Raw genomic sequence first — 25,301 nt, forward strand, 5'->3', positions numbered from 1 at the left:
TTCCATCGGGCCTTGTGCATGACGGCGGCGGCGGGCTAGCGGCGGGGCGCATGCCCAGAACCTCCGGATTCGCCGCGCTCGCCGCCCCCGCCTTCTGGCTTTGCCTTGCGGGCGCGGTGACCCTCGCGCTGCTGCCGCACCCGCCCGATCTGCCAGAACTGAGCGACAAGGCGCAGCACATGCTTGCCTTCGGTACGCTGGCGCTGCTTGGCGCTTTTGCCTTTCCGCGCTTTCCCCGGCTTCACTTGGCCGAGCGGCTCTCGTTCCTCGGCGCGCTGGTCGAGGTGCTGCAGGCGATTCCCGCGCTTCACCGCGATTGCGACATCCGTGACTGGATCGCCGATACGATTGCCATCGTCGCGGTGCTGGCGCTCCTCCAGCTCCTCCGGCTGCCGCGCATGCGGCGGTGAGTGCTTCGGCGGTTCCCTTGAGGGCAGGTTTGGATTAGGGGCGGCTTTATGACCAATCCTCCCGCCGCCAGCCTCGCCCCTGCATCCGCCGCGACGGCCCCCCTCCTGACCATCGACGACGTGCGCGCGGCTGCCGCGCGGATCGCGGGCCAGGTGGTGCGCACGCCGACGCTGCACAGCAAGACGCTGAGCGAGATTACCGGCGCGGAGATCTGGCTGAAGTTCGAGAACCTGCAGTTCACCGCCGCCTACAAGGAGCGCGGCGCGCTCAATGCGCTCCTGCAACTGAGCGAGGAGCAGCGCGCGCGCGGCGTGATCGCGGCTTCGGCGGGCAACCATGCGCAGGGGCTCTCGTATCACGGCACCCGCCTTGGCATGCCGGTCACCATCGTGATGCCGCGCACCACGCCGACGGTGAAGATCATGCAGACCGAAAGCGTCGGCGGCACCGTGGTGCTGGAAGGCGAGACTTTCGACGAGGCCTATGCCCACGCCAGGCTGCTCGAGGCCGAGCGCGGCATGACCTTTGTGCATCCCTTCGATGACCGCCAGGTCGCGGCCGGGCAGGGCACCGTGGCGCTGGAAATGCTGGAGGACGTGCCCGGTCTCGAAACCCTCGTCGTGCCGATCGGCGGTGGCGGGCTGTTCAGCGGCATGGGTACCGCGGCGCGCGCGATCAAGCCCTCGATCGGGCTCGTCGGCGTGCAGGCCACGCTGTTCCCCTCGATGTATGCCAAGCTCAAGGGGCTCGACTTGCCCTGCGGCGGCGACACCATCGCGGAAGGCATCGCGGTGAAGGAGCCGGGCGCATTCACCTCGGCGGTGCTGGCCAAGATTGCCGACGATATCGTCCTCGTGGGCGAACCGGCGCTGGAAACCGCGGTCGCGCTGCTGCTGCAGATCGAGAAGACCGTGGTCGAAGGCGCGGGAGCGGCGGGTCTTGCCGCGGTGATGACGCACCGCAAGCGCTTTGCCGGGCGCAAGATCGGCCTGGTGCTGTGCGGCGGCAATATCGACACGCGCCTGCTTGCCAATGTGCTGCTGCGCGATCTGGCACGCTCGGGCCGCCTCGCGCGGCTCAGGCTCACACTGCAGGACCGGCCCGGCGCGCTGTTCAAGGTGGTCGAGGATTTCAACCGCCACCAGGTCAATATCCTCGAGGTCTGGCACAACCGCATCTTCACTTCGCTGCCGGCCAAGGGCCTCACTGCCGAGATCGAATGCGAGGCGCGTGACCGCGAGCAGATCGACTTGCTCGTCGCGGGGCTGCGCGCCAAGGGCTATGACGTGCAGCAGGTGGAACTGGGTTAAGCTTGTTTCGAAAGGCTGCCGCTTCACACCTTGAGGGCGCAGCATCCCGTTTCGGTACGCCGCAGGGGCTCGGTCCACAGCAACAATACGAAATCCCTGCCCATTAACTACCTTTGGTGGTTAATGGCTCTTTCACCAAGCGCGCGGCTAAGGCATGTTCCTCCTGTCAGCGCCGCCGGATGGTTCGGTGGCCGCGAAAGGATCTTGCCCGGCTGTGACTGCGCCCGTCCGCTTTCCCCGCTTCTTCGTGACAAGCCCGATGCCTTGCCCCTATCTGCCGGGCAAGACAGAGCGCAAGGTGTTCACGGAGCTGAAAGGGCCCAATGCCGACGAGCTTAACGATGCGCTCGGCCGCATCGGCTTTCGCCGCAGTCAGACGGTGGCCTATCGCCCCAGCTGCATCGATTGCTCGGCCTGCATCTCGGTCCGCGTGGTGGCGGGCGAATTCGTTCCTTCGGCAACCCAGCGCAAGAACCTCAAGCGCAACAGCGATCTCGTCGTCACCGCGTGCAAGCCGTGGTCGACCTCGGAGCAGTTCGAATTGCTCCAGCGCTACCTTGCCGCGCGCCATCCCGGCGGCGGCATGGCGGCGATGGATGAAATGGACTTCGCCGACATGATCGAGCACACGCCGGTCAAGAGCTTCATCATCGAGTACCGCGAACCGGGCGAAGGCGGCAGGCCGGGCAAACTCGTGGGCGCCTGCCTTACCGATCGGCAGGGCGATGGCCTTTCAATGATCTACAGCTTTTATGAACCGGACCATGCAGAGCGCCGGGGGCTTGGCAATTTCATCATTCTCGACCACATCCTCCATGCGGCGCGGATCGGTCTGCCTTATGTCTATCTCGGATATTGGGTCGAAGGATCGCCGCGGATGCAGTACAAGGTCCGCTATCGGCCGCTTGAGCGTCTGGGCCGTGAAGGATGGGAACGCTTTGACCCCGATGAGCAGGCCCGCGCGATCGGCCGCGCTGCGACCGCCGGGGGCGCGGACCGGCGCATTGCCGACGACACCGGCAAGGATGGCCTTGCCGCCGCGCAGGCGCAGTACCGCCAGCTCTGATTCGCACGTGCAGCGGGCGCTGGCCGCGCTGCTGCTGGTGCTCGCCCTCTGGCCGGCGGGCCTGGCTTTCGCCCAATCGCGTGAGGCCGATCAGGCGCTGGAAGACTTGATCCCCGATTCAGCACTCGATGATCCCAAGAAGTGGGCGCAGGATACCGACGCGGCCAAAGCGCCCGTGCCAGATCCGGAGGTGCTGCTGGCGCCCAATGCGACCCAGCCGCTGACCGGCATTCCCGAAATCAAGCTCGCCTGGCCCGATGCTGCTGAACTACCGCCGATCGCGCCGCTCACTCCCGATGCCGATATCGCGCAGGCCGCCGAGCAGGCCAAGGCCGTGAGAGATGCGCTCAGCGCTGAGGCCGAGGGTGGCAGCGATCCGGGCAGCGGGCGCGGCTATGGCCAGATCCCGGGCGCCAGCCTGATCCCGGTGACGCCGCAACTGATGCTCGCGTTCCCGCCCGAAGTGGAGACCCTGCCCGAGCGCGAACTGGTTGCCATGCGCTTTGGCGCACTCGCGTCCTTGCGCAAGTTCGGCAACGAGGAGGACAACCTCGCGCAGCTCACCCGCCGGGCGCGGCAGGACATCGATCTGCTCCAGCGGGTGCTGCGAATCTATGGCTATTACGACGCCGAGGTGACGCAGAGCACGACCGGCTATGCCGCGCCGGCCGAAGGCAGCGGGCCGGCGCCGACGATCGACCTCAGGAAAGTGGGCGTGCGCTTCGATATCCGGCCCGGGCCGCGCTATGCGCTCTCGCGCATCAGCCTGGGCGATATCGCCGCCGCGTTCGACAGCGCGGCGCTTGCCCGCGCCTTTGCGCTCTCGCCCGGCGATCCGGTCAACACCGACCGCATTGTCGCCGAGCGCGAGCATCTGATCGCGGCGCTGGGCGAGGGCGGCCATGCCTTTGCCCAGGTTGGCGAGCCTGATCTTGCCGTCGATCACGCCGCGCGCACGGGCGACCTGACAGTGCCAGTGAGCAGCGGCGGGCAATATGTGATCGGCGCGATCCACAGCTCGCTGCCGGATTATCTCTCCTCTCGCCATCTTGCTCGAATGGCCCGCTTCCGTACCGGCGATCCGTTCCGGCTTTCGCGGGTCGATGATCTCAGGCAGGCCATTCTCGCGACGGGCCTCGTTTCGGCGGTCACCGTCACCCCGCTCGAGACGGCGCCGGCCGCAGGCGCGAAACCCGGCGTCGCCGATATCGACGTGACCCTCGCCAAGGCGCCGCAGCGCACGATTGCCGGCCTCGTCGGCTATTCGAGCGGCGAGGGCCTGCGTGTCGAGGCGAGCTGGGAAAACCGCAACATGTTCCCGCCCGAAGGCCTTGTCCGCTTCCGCGGTGTGGTCGGCACGCGCGAGCAGCTGGCGGGGGCGACCTATCGCCGCAACAACTTCTTCGGGCGCGATCAGGTGCTTACCGGCGATCTCTACGCCCAGACCCGCCGCACTGATGCCTACAGCGCGCGCACGCTTTCGTTCCAGACCACGTTCGAGAAGCAGACCACGCTGATCTTCCAGAAGGCCTGGCTCTGGTCGGCGGGCTTCGAACTGCTCGCGACAAGCGAATTGCCCGCTGCCGCCGGTTCGACGCGCACGACTTACTTCATTGGCGCGCTGCCCTTGCGCATGGCCTATGACGGCAGCAACGACCTCCTCGATCCGCGCCGCGGCCTGCGTGTTTCGGTGCGGTTGAGCCCAGAAATCTCGGTGCAGAACGGCATGCGCTCCAACTATGTACGCGCGCAGCTCGATGCCAGCGCCTACCAGCCGGTGACCGGCAGTGTGGTGCTGGCGGAGCGCGTGCGGCTCGGCACGATTCCCGGCACCGATGTGGGCCGGATCGCACCCTCGCGGCGTTTCTATGCAGGCGGCGGCGCTTCGGTGCGCGGCTTTGCCTATCAGGCGGTGGGCCCGCGCGATGCGCTCGGCAATCCCAGCGGCGGGCGCAGCCTTTCCGAATTCTCGCTGGAAGCGCGGGTCAAGACCAAGTTGATGGGCGGCGCGGTCAGCCTCGTACCCTTCGTCGACGCGGGCACGGTGGGGACCACCGCCTCGCCCACAATAAGCGGCCTCAAGGTCGGCGTGGGGCTGGGCCTGCGCTACCAGACGAGCTTCGGCCCGATCCGTATCGACCTTGGCACCCCGCTCAATCCGGCCAAGGGCGACAGCCGCGTCGGCGTCTACGTCTCGCTGGGGCAGGCGTTCTGATGGCGAGCAATCCACCGCCTCCCGCACCTCCGGCCAAACGCCCGCTGCGGCGCGTACTGGGCTGGGGGCGCCGGCTGATCATCGCGGCGGTGCTGTTCGTGCTGGTGCTGGGCGGGGCCGTGGTGGTGCTTGATTCGCCGCTCGGCCATCGCTTCATCGCGGATCGCATTGCCGCGATCGAGCCGCAATCGGGCCTGCGTGTTCGCATCGGGCGGATCGACGGCACGCTGTTTGGAGCGATGAGCCTGCACGAGGTGGTGCTGAGCGACCCGCAAGGGCGCTTCATGGTCGTGCCCGAGGCCACGCTCGACTGGCGACCGTTCAACTGGTTCGGGCTCGATCCCCGTGCCGGGCTGATGAAGGGGCTCGATATCCGCGCGCTGATCCTGCGGCGCGCCACCCTGCTGCGCGTGCCGCAATTGCGACCGGGTGATCCCGAGGCGCCGATCCTGCCGGATTTCGATATCCGCATCGACAAGCTCGCGGCCGAGAACCTCACGATCGAGCGCGAGGTCATGGGGCAGCGCCGACGGATCGATATTGCCGCGCGCGCCGATATCCGGCGTGGCCGCGCGCGGATCGATCTCGGCGGGCGACTCGGCGGGCGCGACCGGCTGCGCCTGCATCTCGACAGCGAGCCCGACCGCAATCGCTTCGCGCTCGACTTCATCTACAACGCGCCCAAGGACGGCCTCCTCGCCGCGCTGACCGGCGTTAAGCGCGATATCGCCGCGCGCGCTGGCGGCAAGGGCACGTTCCGCGAATGGCATGGGTGGGGCGCGGCGACCGATGGGGGCCGGAGGCTCGCCGCGTTCCAGCTGGACGCAGCTTCTGGGCGCTACAAGCTTGCCGGGCAGGTCTTCCCGGGCGACCTCGCCAACGCGCCGGTGCGCCGTGCGGTTGGCGATGCGCTTTCGCTTGTGGCCGAGGGGACGGCGGCGGACGGCCGGGTCAAGGGCCACCTGTTCGCCGCAGGCGCGGCCTTTGCCGGAACCGCCGACGGCGCGCTCGATCTCGTCAACAGCCGTGTCGAGGCGGTCAAGGTCAAGGCGCGGCTGGCCCGGCCCGAACTGCTGATCGCGCCACCCGGACCGGAACTGGCCGGGGTGCGGCTCGATGCGACGGTCGATGGCCGCTTCACCGCGCTTGCCATCATCCATGATCTGCGTGCCGCGCGGCTGCGCAGCGGTACGGTTCTGGCCGAGGGACTGCGCACGGCCGGCACGGCGCATTGGGACGGCAAGCGCCTTCGCCTGCCGCTGGCCCTGTCTGCAGAGCGGGTCCGGACGGGCGAGGCCATGCTCGATCCGCGCCTGCCGGGCGCCCGTCTCACCGGCGATCTGGTGCTGGCGGGGGGCAAGCTCACATCGGACCGGCTCGACCTCACATTGCGCGGCGCATCCGCCCGGCTTGCGCTGATTGGCGATCTGGCGCGGAGCACCTTCGCGCTCTCGGGCCCGGTAACGGCACAGGGGATCCTGCTCCGCGATCTCGGACAAGCGGATGCCCAGGCGCGGGTGCGGCTTTCGTTCGGTGCGGGTCAACGCTGGACGCTAACCGCCGATGCTACCGGACGGATGACGCGGATCGACAACGGCTCACTGGCCGCACTCACCGGGGGCAACGTGCGCTTGGCGGCGGCGCTGGCGCTGGGAGGCGGGCAGCCGCTGGTGGTGCGCCGTGCCGAGCTTGTCTCGGCAAAACTCACCATGGCGCTTCACAGCTGGGCCATGCCGAACGGAGCCATGACCGTGGCGGGCGACGGCCGGCATCTCGACTATGGCCCCTTCACGTTCGAGGCGGCGCTTGCCGAGGACGGCCCGCGCGCCAGTCTGGTGCTGGCCGATCCCCTGCCGGCGGCGAGCCTCAAGGACGTGCATGTCATGCTCAGTCCGGCGGGCGAGGGCTTTCGCATCGAGACGAAGGGGGATTCGCGGCTCGGCCCGTTCAGTGGCCTGTTGGCGCTGACTGTGCCGCAAGATGGAGCGCCGCGCCTGGGCATCGAGCGCTTCACGGTTTACCAGACCGAGGTCACCGGGAGCCTTGTACTGGCGAAAGCAGGCGTGACCGGCGGCCTTGCGCTCGTGGGCGGCGGCGTGAACGGCACTATCGATCTGGCGCCGGACGGGGCCGGACAGGGCCTCAAGGCGGCGATCACGGCGCGGGGTGCGCGCTTTGGCGGCGACAATCCAATTGCGGTGGGCAATGCCACTCTCACTGCCGATGGTCATCTGGAAGATGGCAATTCAACGCTCCAGGCCTCTCTCAAGGCCGAAGGTATCAGCAGCGGCAAGCTGTTCATCGGCCGCCTCATCGCCGATGCCGCCTTGGTCAACGGTTCGGGCAGCGTTACCGCCTCGCTTGCCGGGCGCCGCGGCACGAGCTTTGCGCTGCAGGGCACCGGCGCCTTCTCGCCCGACCGGATCGTGGCATTCGTGGCGGGCGACTATGCCGGGCGCGCGATTTCGATGCCTCGCCGCGCGGTGCTGGAACGCGAGCCCGATGCGGCTGGCGGCGGTCAGGCGGCGGGTTGGCGTCTGCAGCCGACGCAGATCGATTTCGGCCGGGGCAGCTTGATCGCCAGTGGCCATGTGCTTGGCGGGGCGACGCAGCTCAGGCTCTTGCTTTCGCGCATGCCGCTGTCGGTGCTCGATATCGTGCTGCCCGACCTCGGCATGGGCGGCCTCGCCTCGGGCGTGATCGATTACGAGAACGATCACCTCGGCGCGCCTGCGGGCCATGCCGCGGTCGAGGTGAAAGGGCTGACGCGCTCCGGCCTCGTGCTCACCTCGCGCCCGCTCGATCTGGCGCTGGTGGCCGAACTGGATCCGGCCGCCTTGCAGGTGCGTGCGGTGGCGCGCGAGGGCGGGACGATGCGCGGGCGGCTGCAGGCACTCGTCAGCGACCTGCCCCGCGGCGGCACCATGCTCGAGCGGCTGCGAGGCGGCAGCCTCAAGGCCGAACTTGGCTACAGCGGTCCGGCCGAGGCGCTGTGGCGGCTCGCTGCGATCGAGGTGGTCGATCTCACTGGCCCGCTTGGCGCGGCGGCACGGGTCACGGGCTCGATCGACCATCCGGTGATCACCGGCGCCGTAGCCACCCGGGCGCTGCGGGTGCAGTCCAACCTCACGGGTTCGGACGTGCGCGAGGTCGAGGCGCTCGGCAGCTTTGCCGATGCGCGCCTCAGTCTGGCGCATTTCAGCGGTACGACGCCGGGTGGCGGCACGGTGAGCGGCAGCGGGAGCTTCGACTTCACCGACGTTGCCACACACGGCGTGGGGCTTGATCTCAGGCTCGCCTCGACAAACGCGCTGCTCATCAACCGCGACGATATGGCCGCGACAGTGACCGGCCCGCTGCGGCTGGTTTCGAGCGGCATCGGCGGGACGATTGCCGGGCGCGTGCGGATCGACAAGGCGCGCTGGACCCTGGGCCGTTCGAGCGTGATCGAGCAATTGCCCGCCATTGCCACGCGCGAAAGCAACCTGCGCGCCGACGTGGCCCCGCCGCGCGCGCCCTATACGCCGTGGAAGTATCTGATCGACGCGGTGGGGGCGGACCGCATCGACGTGCGCGGGCTCGGCCTTGAAAGCGAATGGGGCGCGGACGTTCGCCTGCGCGGCGATACCACCAACCCGCAGATCTTCGGCAGCGCCGCTCTGGTGCGCGGCGGCTATGAATTCGCCGGGCGGCGCTTCGATCTGACGCGCGGGCGCATCCGCTTTGTCGGCGAGGTGCCGGTTGACCCTCGGCTCGATATCGTGGCCGAGGGCGATGCCAACGGGGTCAGCGCCAAGATCGCCATCAGCGGTTCGGCCCTGAAGCCGCAGATCGCATTCAGCTCGGTGCCTGCACTGCCCGAGGAAGAGCTGTTGAGCCGAATGCTCTTCGGCAGCTCGATTACGCAGATCTCGGCGCCCGAGGCAGTGCAGCTTGCCTCCGCGCTCTCAAGCCTGCGAAGCGGCGGGGGGCTCGATCCCATCAACCGGCTGCGCAATGCCATCGGGCTCGACCGGCTGCGCATAGTCAGCGCCGACGCCTCGATTGGCCGCAGCACGTCGGTTGCGGTGGGCAAGTACATCGGCCGCCGCATCTTCGTCGAACTGATCACCGACGGGCGGGGCTACAGCGCGACCTCCGCCGAATTCCGCGTGACGCGCTGGCTGGTGCTGCTGGGTACGATCTCGACGATCGGCGACGAGAGCATCAACTTGAAGGCCAGCAAGGATTATTGACAAAGAAAAGCCCTCTCCCCGTCAGGGGAGAGGGTTGGGAAAGAGCAACCTGAGATCGGCTTACGCCCCGGCGATGGTCTTCAGCTCCATGAAGTCCCTCAGGCCGTAGGCACCGCCTTCGCGGCCATTGCCCGATTGCTTGTAGCCGCCGAACGCACCGCCCTTGACGCCGCCCCACTGGTTGACCGCGACGAGGCCTGCGCGCAGGCGGCCGACGATGCCCTTGGCGGTTTCGACATCGCCCGTGACGACGGCAGAAAGCCCGTAAGCGGTGCGGTTGGCGAGTTCGATGCCTTCCTCGATACCGTCATAGGTGGTGATCGTGGCTACGGGTCCGAAGGTTTCCTCGCGGAAGATCGTCATGTCCGGCGTCACGTCCGAAAACACCGTCGGGCGCACGTAATAGCCGCGGTTCACATTGTCGGGCAGGCCCGGGCCGCCTTCCAGCAATTCGGCACCCTCGGCGATCGACGTGTCGATCAGCGACTGGATCTTGGTCCACTGCGCCTTGTTGACCACCGGGCCGATATGCGTGCCTTCTTCTTCAGGGCTGCCGACCTTCACCGCCGCGAAGTAGTTCTTCACAAAGGTTTCCGCCTCCGCCTTGCGCGCCTTGGGCACGAGCAGGCGGGTGGGCGCGATGCAGCTCTGGCCGGTGTTCGCGACGATCCCCTGCAGCGTGCCCGGAAGGGTCGCGGCAAAGTCTGCGTCTTCGAGCACGAGGTTGGGCGACTTGCCGCCCAGCTCCTGGTGGACGCGCTTCACGGTATCGGCCGCGTTCTTGGCGATCTGGATGCCCGCGCGGGTCGATCCGGTGAAGCTCACCATGTCGACATCGGGGTGGACGGTGAGCGCGACGCCGACGCCCGGGCCATCACCCTGCACGAGGTTGAACACGCCGGCGGGAACGCCTGCGGCATGCATCACTTCGGCCATGATCACCGCGTTCGAGGGGCACTCTTCCGAAGGTTTGAGGATAACGGTGTTGCCCGCGGCGATGCAGGGCGCGATCTTGGCGCAGATCTGGTTGAGCGGCCAGTTCCACGGCGTGATCGCTGCAACCACGCCGATCGGTTCGTGCACGAAGCGGGCATTGGCGCCAGGCACCGGGTGCTCCCATACGAAGCCTTCAAGGGCTTCGAGCGTGCCGAGGATATAACCGATGCCGGCCCCAACCTGCGCCGTCCCGGCAAAGCCGATGGGCGCGCCCATTTCCTCGCTGATCACCTTTGCAAAATCGGGGATGCGCTTCTTGTACTCGGCCAGGATGCGCTCGAGCATTGCCTTGCGGTCGGCGACCGGCGTTGCGGCGAAGGCGGGGAAAGCAGCCTTGGCGGCGGCAACAGCCTTGTCGACATCGGCCTGGCTGCCGAGCGTGATGACTGCGCAGGCCTCTTCGGTCGCGGGATTGATCACTTCGTGACGCTTGCCGCCTTCGCTGTCGACCCATGCGCCGTTGATGTAGTGCTGCAGATGCTCGCGCATCGGTGTTCTCCCGGAATAGTTGGATTGCCGAACGTTTGTGGTTCGGATCGGACGATGCCAAGACAGGTACGCGATTGCAACGCATTTGGCGAGCGATCAAACGGGCGCGCTGCGATGGGGCCGCGGCGAGGCGGCAAGACCGTGCTAACCTTCGTAAGAAGCCGATCTGATGGCGTTCTTCTTGGGTCTGCGTAGCCGTTGCTAACCGTTTCTTTCCATCCGCTCGTTAAGGCCGATGCGATGGGGCTGAAATTGATCAAGCGCGGCGCCGGTGGGCGGCCGTCAGTGCGCAATCTGCGCACGGGATGGATCGCACTTGCGACCTTTCTCGCACTGATCGCGCTTTCCGCGCTGTTGGTCGCGGTGTTCTCCCGCTCGACTCGCATTGCCGACGAACTCGCGCGCGAGGACGAGCGCGTTCTGGTGACCCGCTATCTCGATCAGATCGGCAGCTCGATTGTCACGGCGCAGAAAGTCCAGCTGACCTGGGACGATGCCATGCGCAATGCAGTGCTCAGCGACAATGAAGCCTGGGCAGACCACTTCCTCGGCGACTTCGTGTGGAACAACCTCGAGACCGACGCGATGTTCCTGGTGCGGCCGGATGGTTCGCTGGTCCACGGCTGGGCGCAAGGGCGCCCGACCGGGGACGCCGGCTATCAGGAAGTGCGCTGGCATGTCGAAGACCTGATCGCGCGGGCCAAGATGAACGTGCCGCTGGGTGGACGCGTCAAGAGCATGAAGAAGCTGGCGGATGTCGAATGGCCGGTCGCCGGATCGGGCCAGCCGCTCAACCGTTGGGCCGCGACTGCAGTGCTGCGCCGCGGCCGCCCGGCCTTCCTCACTGTCGTCGCGATCGTGCCGGACAACGACTACAGCCTGCTGCGGCGCGAGCCCAACTACGTCGCCACAGTGCGCTACCTCGACGGTTCGATCCTGACCAAGATGGGCAGCGACCTCGTTCTCGCCGACATCAGCTTCAAGCCGGATCAGGCTGAGATCGGTCAGGCCAACGCGGTGCCGCTGAATACCGCGTTCGGCGATCACATCGGCTGGATCACCTGGACCGCCAAAGTCCCGGGTCCCAAGATCGTGCAACGCACCGCGCCGGTGCTCGCCACTTTCATCCTTTTCTTCCTCGGAGTCGTCGCCGGCGGCGCGGTGATCGTGCGGCGCATGCGCATGACCGCGAGCGAGCTCAAGGCAAGCGAGGCGCAGGCGCAGCACAACGCGTTGCATGATGCCATGACCGGCCTGCCCAACCGGGTCTACTACATGCAGCGCCTGCGCACGCTGCTGGGCGAATTCAGCGGTGGCCAGGCGCAAGGCAACCTCTTCGTTGCCTATATAGACATCGACGGCTTCAAGCTGGTCAACGACACCATGGGCCACCACGTGGGCGACGAACTGGTCCGCCAGGTCGCTCACCGCCTGCGCGAGGTGCTGCCGCGCGAGGCCTTTATCGCCCGTTTCGGCGGTGACGAGTTCGTGCTGCTCCATGGAAGCAACGACGGCGCGGCGGCGGCCGACAAGCTTGGCCTTAAAATCATGAAACTGATGCGCCAGCCGTTCGTGATCTCGGGCAATACGCTTGAGGTCTCGGTCAGTTGCGGGATCAGCTGGGGGCCCGAGCAGAGCGAGGACCCGGGCGAGCTGCTGCGCCGCGCCGATATCGCGCTCTATCGCGCCAAGCAGCGCGGACGCGGACGCTACCGCCGCTTCACGCCGGACATGGATGCGAGCGTGAAGCTGCGCCGCGAAATGGAAATGGAACTGCGCCTCGCGATCACGCGCGGCGAGCTTTCGGTGGCCTATCAGCCGGTGGTCGATACCGGCAGCGGCGAGATCCGCGGGTTCGAGGCGCTGCTGCGGTGGAACCACCCGGAGCGCGGCGAAATCCGCCCCGATCTATTCGTGCCGATTGCAGAACAGGGCGGGCTGATGATCCCGCTCGGCACCTGGGTGCTGCGCCATGTCTTCACCGAGTGCCGCAACTGGCCCGACTGCGACATTTCGGTCAATCTCTCGCCCTTGCAGATCATGGCGGGGGATTTCATCCCGATGCTCGCGGGGCTGCTGCAAGAGACCGGGATGGACCCGCAGCGGCTGGTGTTCGAGGTGACCGAGGGCGTCATGCTCGATCGCAGTGCCCATGTAATCGGCGTGCTGCGCGAATTGAACCGCATGGGCATCCGCGTGGCGCTCGACGATTTCGGGATCGGCTATTCCTCGCTGTCGTATTTGCGCTCGTTCCAGTTCGACCGGATCAAGATCGACCGCTCGTTCGTGCAGAACATCGAGCGCGACCGCGATGCCCACTCGATCCTTTGCGCGATCGTCACGCTCGGCAAAACGCTGCGGATGAAGGTCGTGGCCGAAGGCGTGGAGACCGAAGTGCAGCGGCTGCTGGTGCAGGCCGCAGGCTGCGAGCTGGTGCAGGGCTACTTGTTCTGGGCGGCATTGCCGGCCGAAGACGCGCGCGGTCTGCTTGCGGAGGAAGAAGTCGCCGCGCGGCTGCTGCGCGCTTCGTAAGATGCCGGTTCAGCCGAGTGGGCGGCTGGCGGCAAGCACGGTCATGCCGCGCATCGTGAGCGGATTGGCAACAAGGAGGCCATGCCCTGCAAGCGCCGAGCGGATATCATCGACCGGCAGCTTTAGCTTGGGATAAGCGCTCTTCGCCAGGGACCAGGAATCTGGTCCCTTTTCGAACACCAGATCGTGGACCATGACGCCGTCCCCTGCATCCTCGACGAAGCAGAGCATGATGCGCTCGTCGCTGGTGCGCACCGGAATGAACCGGTCGAGTCCCTCCGGCGGGCGGGCCATATCGCGCCACGACAGGATGAGATGCCCGCCGGGGGCCAGCGCCGCGCTGGCAGCGGTCAGCATGCGCCGGACATCCGCCCGGCTTTCGAGATGAGGCAAGGTGTCGCCCATGCATACAATCGTGTCAAAGGGCCCTGCCACCACCGCATCGAACGCGGTGATATCGGCGAGATGGCAGGTTATCGGATAACCTGCGGCGCGGCCTTCAAGTTCGGCAAGGAGCTTCGCGCTGGTATCGAGCGCGCGCACCTCGCTCGCCCCCATCTGCGCCAGCGCGAGCGACTGATAACCTGAGCCGCTGCCGAGATCGAGGCAGCGTCCGGGCGCGGCTATGCCAAGATCGCGCAGGAGCGCTTCCTGCTCGGCGACTACAGCTGCGTAGGGCTTGCCGGCCATCCAGCTGTAATGCTCGGCGAGCAACTCGTCGTAATGTCGCTTCTGGGCGGTCATGGCTTGACCGGCAGGACGGTCACGTCCGAGGGTTGCCAGGCGGGTGTGACGCTTACGGTGAACTCCAGCCGTGTGTCAGCCGCGATGCTGTGCGGCACGCCCGGGGGCAGCAGCACCACCGAACCCTGTGCCACATCCTGCGCCTTGTCGCCGATGGTGACGCGGCCCTTGCCGGCGCTGACGACCATGACTTCGTGCCCTTCGCGGGTCACCATCATCGGCATTGCCGCGCCTTTCTGCATGACGAAACGCGCGACGCTGATCGCCTGCGAGCGCTGCGGCGCGGTGCGGCCGACGAGTTCCTCAACCGCGATGGGGGGCACCGGTTCGGCCTTGCTGGCTTTACCCGCCGGGCGGCTGGCGGATTCGGCGCGCGTAAGTTCGGTGATTTCGGCAGCGAACTTCGGGTAAAGCGCGGTAAGCTCGTCGCGGTAACCGGGCTCGTAGTCGTCGTACTCGAAGCCCGGAGAAAGAGTGTTGCCCCCGAAGCTCCAGGCGGTTTTCGTATCGCCAAGGGGACGCGCGCCCATCCATGTGCCGCGCGGCACAAGGATCTGCGGCTCTTCGCCCTTCAGCACATTGCTGCCCCAGATTCGCTTCTCGCCGTGGCCATCGGGATAGAGCAGCAGGATCTGCGCGGGGCTGCCGCCGTAGAAGTGCCACATCTCGTCGGTGGCGAGGCGGTGCATCGCGGAGAAATCGCTGCGGGTGAAGAGCGCAAGAATCGCGGTATAGGCCCAGCGCTTCGTGGGATAGCGCTCGGCCAGTGCGCCTTCGATGACGTCGTCGCTCTTGTGCGTCTGCAGGAACCACGGTCCTTCGTGGGGGATGTTCTGCATGTGGTAGTGATCGATGATCGCCTTTGCGGCGGGCGGCATCGGATCAGAGGCGGGCTGCGCAGCGGCGGCGGAGCACGAAAGCAGCGCGGCTGCGGCAAGAAGCGGTTTCAGCATGGGCCGATGTGTTGGCAAATCGGAGCGGGCTTGCCTACCCGCAAACGGCATCAACCAGCGCTGGCAGCGGTCTCGGCGCTGGCCGTCACGGCCCCGTCCAGATTGCGGCGGGGATAGATGAAGCCCCTGGCCGCGCTTGGGCGTAGGCCCAGCGAGCGGGTGGGGGCGTACCACACGCGCACTTCGCTCCAGTCGCCGGCGGCGGAAACATCCACCGCCATCACGCCACGCTCGACCATGCCAGGGCGTGACCAGTTGGCGTGGTTGATCAGGATATGGCGGTCATCGACCACCTTGCTGACGACCGCGACATGGCCATAAGGCATCGAGCGGGTTCCGGCGAAAGCGAGCACCGCGCCGGGCTTCGGCGCCTGACCGCGCTCGTAACGGCCCTCGGCATTGCTCCACCAATCGCGCGCGTTGCCGCTGATCTGCACGTCGGAAATCTGCCGCGCATAAGTCACGCACTGAAGGCGGGCCTGCGCCGGTGAGGGCATCGCTGCGAGCGAGAAGAGTGCGAGAAGGGCTGCGACCACGTTCTTTAGCATATGCAGCATGACTAAGGATTTGAACCGATTCGAGGAGTCCGGGGCGCTTCCGTTCATCCTGCGGCCATCTCCGTTCATCCCGAGTCCATGCGGTGCTGTGGAAAATTGCAGTTGGGAGGGAACAAGCGTGCGGGCGTTCGATGCCTCCGGCGGGCATGGGGCAGTCTCCTTGCATCGCCGTCGTTCAGGGTTGGGGTTCGGTTTGGGGGTTACACAGGGTTACACTGTGTCACCCTCGACTTCTCGGACAAGGCTTTGATTTAAAACGAGAGAACCTCCGAGGGCGGACAGGTGACACACCTCGGGCCTGTGACCGGTTTTGATCGACTATGACAAAGAGCGAGGCCGTTCGGGGCCGCGCAAGGGTATGCCAGAATTGGGCGGTGTAGGAAAATGAGGGGTGGTGGCTGGCGGATTTCGCCCAAATTCTTCCGGTTCGTCATGGCGAGCGCAGCGAAGCAATCCAGGGCGGCTCTGCGCGGCTCTGGATTGCTTCGCTGTGCTCGCCATGACGAAGGGAGGTGATGGGCCGAAGGCTCTTTGCCGGCTCGATTTGGGCAATAAGCCACGTGGACAGCTTCGTATGGCTGTTTGCGCCCCACTTGCGGACGTTGTTGCCGAAAGGCTGCTGGAGTCTTAGCGTTAGCGACGATGACTGGCCCGAACCAGGAAACAAATTGATGCTAAACGATTTATTGAAAGCTGACGACGCTGTGAGACAGATCGAGGCTGCTGTTCGAGGGAACCGCCGAGTATTTGGCGTGGATGGATTTCGGGTCGTTCCGCAGGGCTACATCGCGGCGCTCGATCTTATTCTAGACGTATCGAATGAGCCGATGGAGCCAGTGGCGGCTGCAACTAAGACTATCCAGTTCATTCGCTTGAACGCGGCAGATGACGTTTTGTTCGAGGTGGTCATCGAGGTTATGTCCGACGACCGCTTCCCCACCAGAACGCGCCATTCCAAGGTTGGCTAGGTTGGGGATGCAAGGGCCGATGGCACTTGCCCGCTGGAGGCATGTTTTTTCTGAGACTGTTGTTTGGGCGGACAGCCACCACCCCCAACCCCCTCCTCTGAAGAGGAGGGGGCTTTTCTGGCCCCTCCTAACAGAAAAAGGCGCCCGGTTTCCCGAGCGCCCATTCCTGAAACCCAGCCCCTGAAAAAATCAGGCGCTGTAGTACATGTCGAACTCGACGGCCGACGGCGTGGTTTCCCAGCGCATCACTTCGGGCCACTTGAGTTCGATATAGGCTTCGATCTGGTCCTTGGTGAATACGCCGCCCTGGAGGAGGAAGTCGTGGTCGGCGACCAGCGCGTCCAGCGCTTCGCGGAGCGAGCCGCAGACGGTCGGCACTTCGGCGAGTTCGGCCGGGGGCAGATCGTAGAGGTTCTTGTCCATGGCTTCGCCCGGGTGGATCTTGTTCTTGATCCCGTCGAGGCCGGCCATGAGCAGCGCCGAGTAGCAGAGGTAGGGGTTGGCCATCGCGTCGGGGAAGCGGAATTCCACGCGCTTTGCCTTGGCGCCCGAACCGTAGGGGATGCGGCACGAGGCCGAACGGTTGCGCGCCGAGTAGGCGAGCAGCACGGGGGCTTCGTAGCCCGGCACCAGACGCTTGTAGCTGTTGGTGGTCGGGTTGGTGAAGGCGTTGAGGGCCTTGGCGTGCTTGATCACGCCGCCGATGAAGTAGAGGCACATGTCCGAAAGGCCGGCATAGCCGTTACCGGCGAAGAGCGGCTTGCCACCATCCCAGATCGAGATGTGGGTGTGCATGCCGCTGCCGTTGTCGGTCTTGATCGGCTTGGGCATGAACGTCGCGGTCTTGCCATAGGCCTGCGCGACCTGGTGGACGACGTACTTGTAGACCTGCATGCGGTCGGCGGTCTGGACGAGCGTGCCGAAAGTGAGGCCGAGCTCGTGCTGGGCCGAGGCCACTTCGTGGTGATGCTTGTCGCAGGGCAGGCCCATGTCGATCATGGTGCGGACCATTTCGGCGCGGATGTCGACGCAGCTGTCGACCGGAGCGACCGGGAAGTAGCCGCCCTTGGCGCGCGGACGGTGGGCGAGGTTGCCGCCGTCGTAGTCCTTGTTCGAGTTGGTCGGCAGCTCGATATCGTCGATGCGGAAGCCGTTGCCGTCGTAGCCGTCATAGAACTTGACGTCGTCGAAGATGAAGAACTCGGCTTCGGGGCCGACGTAGACGGTGTCGCCCACGCCGCTCGACTTGACGAAGGCTTCGGCGCGCTTGGCGGTCGAGCGCGGGTCGCGGGCATAGAGCTCGCCGGTCGAAGGCTCGACGATGTCGCAGCAGATGATCATCATCGGGGTGGCCGAGAAAGGATCGACATAGACCGCGCTGAGGTCGGGCTTGAGGATCATGTCGGACTCGTTGATCGCCTTCCAGCCCTCGATCGACGAACCGTCGAACATCAGGCCGTCTTCCAGCTCGTCCTCGCCGAGCACGGTGGAGACCATCGTGAGGTGCTGCCACTTGCCCTTGGGGTCGGTGAAACGCAGATCAACCCATTCGATTTCCTCGTCCTTGATGCGGGCGAGAATGTCCTTTGCAATAGCCATCGCTGGTCCTTTAACTGGCTCCGGTCTGTTTCGGAGCGCTCAGGGGTGGATTGTGGGGGAAGCCGCCGGCCCTGCGGCCGCCTCCGGATTGAACTCAGATCGCGTCGTTGTCGCGCTCGCCCGTGCGGATGCGCAGCGCGCTTTCCACAGCGAAGACGAAGATTTTGCCGTCGCCGATGCGCCCGGTCTGCGCGGCGGCGGCAATCGCCTCGACCACGCGGTCGACCAGAGTGTCGGTTACGACGACCTCAAGCTTCACCTTGGGCAGGAAATCCACGACATATTCGGCGCCGCGATAAAGCTCGGTGTGGCCCTTCTGCCGGCCAAAGCCCTTGGCTTCGGTGACGGTGATGCCGGAAACGCCGATTTCGTGCAGCGCTTCCTTCACCTCGTCCAGCTTGAAGGGCTTGATGATCGCCTCAACCTTTTTCACTCGATCATTCCCTGCAGGCAAGGGGCCGGCTCCGGGCACTAGGCCTTGCCGGCGGTTGGTATTCGTACGTAGCCCGTTTCCGGATCAGTTATCCAAGAATCGTGCCACGCGTGAGACCAGCATCACTAGGCCATGAACGGGCGGCGCGAAAGCAGGAAATCCGCCGCTTCGGCAAGATTGCAAGCCATGCGCCCGGCACGGCATTGCGCAAGTTGCGTGCGCGGGGGCGATTGTTGCACAAGATTTGCGCAAGGGTTGCCTGATTTTTGGGCAGCTGACCTCTCCACCTTCGCTGCTCGGGAAGAAAGATAACCCCTCCGATGCGCCTTCGGCGGCCCACCTCCCCATTTGCACTTCGTGAAAATGGAGAGGGAAAGAGTAGGACTGCTTCTTGGTCCTCTCCATTTTTGCGAAGCACAAATGGAGAGGTGGCAGCGCGAAGCGCTGACGGAGGCGCTTATTCCCCCGCGTAAGGCGGCCGGTGCAGCCCCGCCGGGCTCGACGTGAAAATCTCGCACCCCTCTTCGGTCACGCCGATCGAATGCTCGAACTGCGCGGAGAGCGAGCGGTCGCGGGTCACTGCCGTCCAGCCGTCTTCGAGCAGCTTCACCCCCGCCTTGCCGAGGTTGATCATCGGCTCGATCGTGAAGAACATGCCGGGGCGCAGTTCGGGGCCGGTGCCCTTGTGCGCGGCGTGGATCACTTCGGGCGCATCGTGGAACAATCGGCCGAGGCCATGCCCGCAGAATTCGCGCACCACGCCGTAGCGATGCTTTTCGGCATGGGCCTGGATTGCCGCGCCGATATCGCCGAGCCTTGCGCCGGGCTTTACCTGCGCGATGCCGATCATCAGGCACTCATAAGTCACATCGACCAGGCGCCTCGCCTTCAGCGGCACATCACCGACGAGGTACATGCGGCTGGAATCGCCGTGCCAGCCATCGAGCAGCGGGGTCACGTCGATATTCACGATGTCGCCGTCGCGCAGCACGCGCGTATCCGAAGGGATGCCGTGGCACACCACGTGGTTGATCGAGATGCAGCACGAATGGGTGTAGCCGCGGTAGCCCAGCGTGGCGGGCACGGCGCCGCCGTCCAGCGTCATCTGGCGCACCACATCGTCGAGCGCGGCGGTGGATACGCCGGGGCGCACCAGCGGCACCAGCGCATCGAGGATCTCGGCGGCAAGGCGCCCGGCCTTGCGCATGCCTTCAAAGCCCGCAGGCCCATGCAGCTTGATCGTCCCGTCACGCGGCAGGACATCGGTATCGTCGGCGATTACATACTCGGTCATCGCGGTCATGTAGCGGCTTTGCGCGCCGATTGCGAGATGGCCCGCGCGGGTGTGCATTTCGCGTGGTGCAGTTTCCGCTCGCACTTGCCGCGAAGCTGCGGCTAGGATTGCGGCCACGATGAACCCGCTTGATGCACTGATCCAGCCCGATCGCGGCCAGAAGGCCACGCCGCTCCACATTGTCGACAAGGCGGGCCTGCCGGCCTGGCTCGCCGCGCTGACGGCAAGCCAGCGGGCGATGCTTGCGGGGCAAGGCTTCGAGGGCGGCGCGGGGGAGACCGCGATCGTGCCCGATGGCGAGGGATGGTTCGCAGTCGGCGGGGTGGCCGATGCGGCGAAGCTGGGCACCTGGTGCCTTGCCCCCCTGGCAGAGCGGCTGACGGCGGGCACCTACCGCCTTGCGGGCGGCGAGGTGGGCTCCGCGCTGATCGGCTGGCTCCTCGCGCAGTACCGCTTCGACCGATATCGCGGTGAGGCCGCATCTACCGGCCCGCGCCTGCTGCTTTCGGGCGCGCTTCGCCCCATGGCCATTGCGCTGGCCGAAGCGGCGGCCGTGATGACGGTGCGCGATCTGGTCAACACGCCCGCCGAGGACATGGGCCCCGCGCAGCTCGAGGCCGAGGTGCGCGCAATGGCCAAGGCGCATCATGCGAGCGTCCACGTGGTGAGCGGCGATTCGCTGGAGCAGGGTTATCCCATGGTCCATGCCGTGGGCCGGGCGGCGGCGCGCAGCCATGCGCCGCGGCTGATCGAGCTCGAATGGGGCGATCCGGCGCATCCGCGCCTTGCCATCGTGGGCAAGGGGGTGTGCTTCGATTCGGGCGGGCTCGATATCAAGCCGAGTTCGGGCATGGCGCTGATGAAGAAGGACATGGGCGGCGCGGCGCATGCGCTGGCGCTGGCCGGTCTGGTCATGGGCGCGGGGCTGCCGGTGCGGCTGCACCTGCTGATCCCGGCGGTGGAGAATGCGATCTCGGGCAATGCCTTCCGCCCCGGCGATGTGCTGCGTTCGCGCGCAGGGCTTTCGGTGGAGATCACCAACACCGATGCCGAGGGGCGGCTGGTGCTGGGCGATGCGCTGGTCCGCGCCTGCGAGACGCGGCCCGAACTGCTGATCGATTTCGCCACGCTGACGGGCGCCGCGCGCGTTGCGCTGGGGCCCGATCTGCCGGCAATGTTCGCGCGTGATGATGCGACGGCGGCGGGGTTGATCGCCGCGGGCCTCGAACGCGACGATCCGTGCTGGCGCCTGCCGCTCCACGATGGCTACCGCGAGATGCTCAAATCCGATGTGGCGGACCTGCAGAACAGCCCTTCGGGCGGGTTCGCCGGGGCTACGGTAGCGGCCTTGTTCCTCGACCGGTTTGTGGCCGAAGGCGTCGACTGGGCGCACTTCGATACCTTTGCCTGGCGGCCTGCGGGCAAGCCCGGGCGGCCCAAGGGGGGCGAGGCGCTGGGGCTGCGCGCGGCATGGGGGCTGATCCTGGCGCGCTTTGCCGCTGAGGGGGCGGGGACTGCTGCGCCTTGAACCCGGAGCCCGATGCCTCTAAGCGCCCGGTCTTCGCCTTCCGGGAACGCCCAGTGACTGCCGAGACCGACTTGACTCTGCCCGCCCAGACCCGCGCCCATGCGCTAACCGGCCCCGCGCCCAAAAGCGATGGTGCCGCGCATACCCGTGCGGTCCGCGGCGATCTGGCGCATGTGCGCTATGCGGGGCAGATATTCGTTTCGCACTACGCCGTGCCGATGCCGCGCACAGTTGGCGCACATGGCGCGACGCTGCTCGCGGCCGGGCGTGAGGGCGCCGAGCTGATCGGCACGCTGGCGGCGGGCGAGACCTTCAACCTGCTCGACAGCGCGGGCGGCTGGGGCTGGGGCCAGCAGGGCGAGCATGGCCTCGTCGGCTATCTTCCGCTGGAGGCGCTGGAGCCGTGACCACGCTGGTCTTTATCGACGGCGCGGCGGGCACCACGGGCCTGGAAATCGCCGAGCGGCTGGCAGGGCGCGATGAATTCAGCCTGATCGCCCTGAGTGATGCCGAGCGCAAGGATGCCAAGGCGCGCGCCGAGGCGCTCAATGCCGCCGATGTCGCGATCCTGTGCCTGCCCGATGATGCCGCGCGCGAGGCGGTTTCGCTGATTGCCAATGACCGCACCCGCGTGATCGACGCTTCAACCGCGCACCGCGTGGCGCCGGGCTGGACTTACGGCTTTCCCGAGATCGTAGGGCACGAGGCTGTGGCTGCGGCCAAGCGCGTCTCCAATCCCGGCTGCTATCCCACCGGGTTCCTCGGCCTGCTCGTGCCGCTTCTGCGCGCCGGACTGCTGCCGGCGAACTGGCCATATACGGTCAACGCCGTCTCGGGCTATTCGGGCGGCGGCAAGGCGCTGATCGCGCGGTTCGAAGCCGATCCCGACATAGCCTTTCGCGCCTATGGCCTCGCTCTCGGGCACAAGCATGTGGCCGAGATGCAGGCCCATGCCGGCCTTGCCCATCCGCCGATCTTCGCGCCGGCGGTGGTTCCGGCGCATCGCGGCATGGTCGTCGAAGTGCCCGTGCCGCTCGCCGCCATACCCGGCGCAGCGGCGCCCGATGCCTTGCGCGCGGCGCTTGCGGATTTCTACGCCGGCAGCCCCCTGGTGCGGGTGCGGAGCGAGGTGCCGGATGAACTTCTCCTGCGCCGCTCCGATGCGCCGCGCGACGGGCTCGACCTTTACGTGTTCGGCAGCGCCGATGGTGGGCAGGCGCGGCTGGTCGCGGTGCTCGACAACCTTGGCAAGGGCGCGAGCGGCGCGGCGGTGCAGAGCCTCAACCTGATGAGCGGACTCGAGGAGACGGCGGGCCTGCGCCTCTAAAGCCACCTTGCCTTTGCCGCCTACTTGTCCGTTCGTGTCGAGCGAAGTCGAGACACCTGGCGCCGTGCTTCGTGTCTCGACTTCGCTCGACACGAACGGAAGAGAAGCGATATGTGGCCCAAGCCTGATCCCATCCTCCCAGGCCAGGAAAGCGTGTGGGACTATCCCCGCCCTGCCGTGGCGCGGGCCTGCACCGCGCATGTGGTGATCGAGCATCGCGGGCAGATCATCGCCGATACCCGCCGCTCGGTGCAGACGCTCGAGACCAGTCACCCGCCGAGCTACTACATCCACCCCGACGACATCGCACCCGGCGTCCTGCGGCGTGCGAGCGGCACCTCGCTGTGCGAATGGAAGGGCGCGGCGGTGTACTGGGATGTCGTGGTGGAGGGCGAGGTTCTGCCCCGTGTTGGCTGGAGCTATCCCAACCCGACGCGGAGCTTTCTGGGGCTCAAGGATCACGTCGCCTTCTATGCCGCCCCGTTTGATCGCTGCAGCGTGAACGGCGAGACTGTGGTGCCCCAGCCGGGCGAGTTCTACGGTGGGTGGATCACCAGCGCGGTGGCGGGGCCGTTCAAGGGCGGGCCGGGCAGCAGGGGCTGGTAGGCGGGTCCGCCGTTTCTGAGCGATCATCCCGAACCGCCAACGCGGGGTTTAGTTGTCGCTGCGAAACCATTTATCCCAAATTGCCGTGATCACAGCGATTGGGAACACCGCGAATGCCAAGAGGATGAGGGCTGAAACGACCGGCCACAGATTCCAGCCATTGAACCAGTTGAGAAATTCAACAAAAACTATCATTTGTTAGAACGGCCTCGCACAGAATACTTGAAACCTACCATTTGGGATGATCTTGATTCAAGGCCTGACCCTGTTCAAGGCCGCTAAGGACTCTTGCTCTGCGCCGCGCGCTGGGTAAATTGACCCAATGCCATCAGACATCGAGATATCGCGCGCGGCGACGCTTCGGCCCATCCTTCAGATCGCCGAGCGCGCGGGTATCCCCGCTGCGGCGGTGGAGCCATATGGCCACTACAAGGCCAAGCTCGATCTGGCCCTGCTCGAAGGCAGCGCCGAAAAGGCGCCTGGCAAGCTGATCCTCGTCACCGCGATCAACCCGACTCCGGCGGGCGAGGGCAAGACCACCACTTCGGTCGGCCTTGCCGACGCGCTGAACCGGATCGGCAAGCGCACCATGCTGTGTTTGCGGGAGCCTTCGCTGGGGCCATGTTTCGGCACCAAAGGTGGGGCGACCGGCGGCGGCTATGCCCAGGTTGTGCCGATGGAGGATATCAACCTCCACTTCACCGGCGATTTCCATGCGATCACCAGCGCGCACAATCTGCTTGCGGCGATGATCGACAACCACGTTTATTGGGGCAATGCGCTCGATCTCGATGTGCGGCGGATCGTGTGGCGGCGCGTGCTCGATATCAACGACCGCGCGCTGCGCGATATTGCGCAAGGGCTGGGCGGGCGCGCCAACGGGTTCCCGCGCGAATCCGGGTTCGACATCACAGTTGCTTCCGAAGTCATGGCGATCCTGTGCCTCGCCGAGGATCTTGAGGATCTCGAGGCGCGGCTGGGCAAGATCGTGATCGGCTATACCCGCAAAGGCCGCCCCGTCACCGCGCGCGAATTGAAGGCCGACGGCGCGATGGCGGTGCTTCTGGCGCAGGCGATCAAACCCAATCTGGTGCAAACGCTGGAGGGCAATCCCGCGCTGGTCCACGGCGGCCCGTTCGCCAATATCGCGCATGGTTGCAATTCGGTCCGCGCGACGCGCGCAGGGCTTGGGTTGGCCGACTATGTGGTGACCGAGGCGGGTTTCGGGGCGGACCTCGGTGCAGAGAAGTTCTTCGATATCAAATGCCGTCAGGCGGGGCTCAAGCCCGCCGCGGCGGTGATCGTCGCCACGGTCCGCGCGCTCAAGATGAACGGCGGCGTCGCCAAGACCGCGCTGGCACCTGCCGATGTCGAGGCGGTGCGGCGCGGCGGGGTCAACCTTGCTCGGCATATCGAGAATGTGCGCCAGTTCGGTGTGCCCGCAGTGGTCGCGATCAATCGCTTCCATACCGATTCCGACGAGGAGATCGCCGCGATCCAGGCGATCGCCGCCGCGCATGGTTCAGAAGCGCTGGTCTGCACGCATTGGGCCGATGGCGGCGCCGGCGCGGTCGATCTGGCGGAGCGCGTGGTTGCGATGGCCGAGGCGCCCACCCAGTTCGCCCCGCTTTATGACGATGCGCTGCCGCTGTTCGAGAAGATCAACACCGTCGCCACCCGCATCTACCGCGCCGAATCCGCGATTGCCGATCCGGCGGTCCATGCGCAGCTGGCGGCGTGGGAGGCCGAAGGGCACGGTGGGCTGCCGGTGTGCATCGCCAAGACGCAGTACGGCTTTTCAACCGACCCCGCCGCGCTTGGTGCACCCACCGGCCACGTGATTTCGGTGCGCGAGGTGCGGCTCTCGGCAGGAGCAGGCTTTGTGGTGGCGGTTTGCGGGGAAATCATGACCATGCCCGGCTTGCCGCGCGTGCCCATGGCCGAAGGCATCCGCATCGACGGCGAAGGGCGGATCGAGGGGCTGTTCTAGCGCCCGCTGCGCGAAGCCTCACACTCCCACCGGGGTGAGGATGCGCGA

At 66.3% G+C, this 25,301-nt stretch carries 19 protein-coding genes; 12 read left to right on the forward strand and 7 right to left on the reverse strand.

The features are described 5' to 3' along the window. Window positions 1-50 precede the first annotated feature (50 nt). The 5 genes from WCL10_RS09840 (at window position 51) to WCL10_RS09860 (ending at window position 9,237) form a co-directional block, all read left to right on the forward strand. Complete coding sequence (locus tag WCL10_RS09840) at window positions 51-410, forward strand: hypothetical protein (RefSeq protein WP_336895460.1); 360 nt, start codon at window positions 51-53, stop codon at window positions 408-410. Between the two features lie 48 nt (window positions 411-458). Further along, window positions 459-1,721 (forward strand): threonine ammonia-lyase, encoded by a 1,263-nt coding sequence (locus WCL10_RS09845; protein WP_336895461.1) that lies wholly within the window; start codon window positions 459-461, stop codon window positions 1,719-1,721. A gap of 214 nt (window positions 1,722-1,935) precedes the next feature. Continuing rightward, a complete protein-coding gene (locus WCL10_RS09850; protein ID WP_336895462.1) occupies window positions 1,936-2,787 on the forward strand; it encodes an arginyltransferase in 852 nt (283 codons plus the stop codon). Window positions 2,788-2,794: 7 nt separating this feature from the next. Next, the gene (locus tag WCL10_RS09855) at window positions 2,795-5,002 is read left to right on the forward strand and encodes a BamA/TamA family outer membrane protein (RefSeq protein WP_336895463.1); all 2,208 of its coding nucleotides are present in this window, start codon (window positions 2,795-2,797) and stop codon (window positions 5,000-5,002) included. Then, window positions 5,002-9,237 carry a translocation/assembly module TamB domain-containing protein gene (locus WCL10_RS09860; protein ID WP_336895464.1) on the forward strand — a complete coding sequence of 1,412 codons (4,236 nt, stop codon included), beginning with the start codon at window positions 5,002-5,004 and terminating at the stop codon, window positions 9,235-9,237. Before WCL10_RS09855 ends, WCL10_RS09860 begins: the two co-directional genes overlap by 1 nt. 60 nt (window positions 9,238-9,297) lie before the next feature. Here the strand turns inward: WCL10_RS09860 and WCL10_RS09865 are convergent, their stop codons facing one another. Further along, entirely contained in the window at window positions 9,298-10,722 is a 1,425-nt protein-coding gene (locus WCL10_RS09865) for an aldehyde dehydrogenase family protein (protein WP_336895465.1), read from the reverse strand. 240 nt (window positions 10,723-10,962) lie between these two features. Here WCL10_RS09865 and WCL10_RS09870 point away from each other — a divergent pair, with 240 nt between their 5' ends. Then, window positions 10,963-13,254 carry a bifunctional diguanylate cyclase/phosphodiesterase gene (locus WCL10_RS09870; RefSeq protein ID WP_336895466.1) on the forward strand — a complete coding sequence of 764 codons (2,292 nt, stop codon included), beginning with the start codon at window positions 10,963-10,965 and terminating at the stop codon, window positions 13,252-13,254. 9 nt (window positions 13,255-13,263) lie between these two features. Here WCL10_RS09870 and WCL10_RS09875 read toward each other — a convergent pair whose 3' ends face one another. Genes WCL10_RS09875 through WCL10_RS09885 form a run of 3 tightly spaced genes read right to left on the reverse strand, consistent with a single transcriptional unit; the run spans window position 13,264 to window position 15,499 of the window. Further along, entirely contained in the window at window positions 13,264-13,998 is a 735-nt protein-coding gene (locus WCL10_RS09875) for a class I SAM-dependent methyltransferase (protein WP_336895467.1), read from the reverse strand. Then, entirely contained in the window at window positions 13,995-14,951 is a 957-nt protein-coding gene (locus tag WCL10_RS09880) for a cupin domain-containing protein (RefSeq protein WP_336895468.1), read from the reverse strand. The genes WCL10_RS09875 and WCL10_RS09880 overlap by 4 nt, the downstream gene beginning before the upstream one ends. Before the next feature lie 50 nt (window positions 14,952-15,001). Continuing rightward, window positions 15,002-15,499 carry a CHAP domain-containing protein gene (locus WCL10_RS09885; RefSeq protein ID WP_336895586.1) on the reverse strand — a complete coding sequence of 166 codons (498 nt, stop codon included), beginning with the start codon at window positions 15,497-15,499 and terminating at the stop codon, window positions 15,002-15,004. Window positions 15,500-16,068: 569 nt separating this feature from the next. On the opposite strand from WCL10_RS09885, the gene WCL10_RS09890 reads away from it, so the two are divergent. Then, entirely contained in the window at window positions 16,069-16,476 is a 408-nt protein-coding gene (locus tag WCL10_RS09890) for a hypothetical protein (protein ID WP_336895469.1), read from the forward strand. A gap of 189 nt (window positions 16,477-16,665) precedes the next feature. Here the strand turns inward: WCL10_RS09890 and glnA are convergent, their stop codons facing one another. The 3 genes from glnA to map form a co-directional block, all read right to left on the reverse strand. Next, window positions 16,666-18,075 carry a type I glutamate--ammonia ligase gene (gene glnA / locus WCL10_RS09895; protein WP_336895470.1) on the reverse strand — a complete coding sequence of 470 codons (1,410 nt, stop codon included), beginning with the start codon at window positions 18,073-18,075 and terminating at the stop codon, window positions 16,666-16,668. Window positions 18,076-18,169: 94 nt separating this feature from the next. Then, the gene (locus tag WCL10_RS09900; protein WP_336895471.1) at window positions 18,170-18,508 is read right to left on the reverse strand and encodes a P-II family nitrogen regulator; all 339 of its coding nucleotides are present in this window, start codon (window positions 18,506-18,508) and stop codon (window positions 18,170-18,172) included. 457 nt (window positions 18,509-18,965) lie between these two features. Continuing rightward, complete coding sequence (gene map, locus WCL10_RS09905) at window positions 18,966-19,802, reverse strand: type I methionyl aminopeptidase (protein ID WP_336895587.1); 837 nt, start codon at window positions 19,800-19,802, stop codon at window positions 18,966-18,968. Window positions 19,803-19,920: 118 nt separating this feature from the next. On the opposite strand from map, the gene WCL10_RS09910 reads away from it, so the two are divergent. From WCL10_RS09910 to WCL10_RS09930, 5 genes are all read left to right on the forward strand, one after another. After that, window positions 19,921-21,330: a leucyl aminopeptidase family protein gene (locus tag WCL10_RS09910; RefSeq protein ID WP_336895472.1), complete on the forward strand. Its 1,410-nt coding sequence runs from the start codon at window positions 19,921-19,923 to the stop codon at window positions 21,328-21,330. A 53-nt stretch (window positions 21,331-21,383) separates the two neighbouring features. After that, a complete protein-coding gene (locus WCL10_RS09915; protein WP_336895473.1) occupies window positions 21,384-21,737 on the forward strand; it encodes an SH3 domain-containing protein in 354 nt (117 codons plus the stop codon). Then, window positions 21,734-22,657 carry an N-acetyl-gamma-glutamyl-phosphate reductase gene (gene argC / locus WCL10_RS09920; RefSeq protein WP_336895474.1) on the forward strand — a complete coding sequence of 308 codons (924 nt, stop codon included), beginning with the start codon at window positions 21,734-21,736 and terminating at the stop codon, window positions 22,655-22,657. The genes WCL10_RS09915 and argC overlap by 4 nt, the downstream gene beginning before the upstream one ends. A 111-nt stretch (window positions 22,658-22,768) precedes the next feature. Further along, window positions 22,769-23,263, forward strand: coding sequence for a DUF427 domain-containing protein (locus WCL10_RS09925; protein ID WP_336895475.1), 495 nt, complete (start codon window positions 22,769-22,771; stop codon window positions 23,261-23,263). 322 nt (window positions 23,264-23,585) lie between these two features. Then, window positions 23,586-25,253: a formate--tetrahydrofolate ligase gene (locus WCL10_RS09930; protein WP_336895476.1), complete on the forward strand. Its 1,668-nt coding sequence runs from the start codon at window positions 23,586-23,588 to the stop codon at window positions 25,251-25,253. Window positions 25,254-25,301: the final 48 nt, after the last annotated feature.

It is taken from the genome of Novosphingobium sp. (genome assembly GCF_037133355.1).
Classification (GTDB): Bacteria; Pseudomonadota; Alphaproteobacteria; order Sphingomonadales; family Sphingomonadaceae; genus Novosphingobium.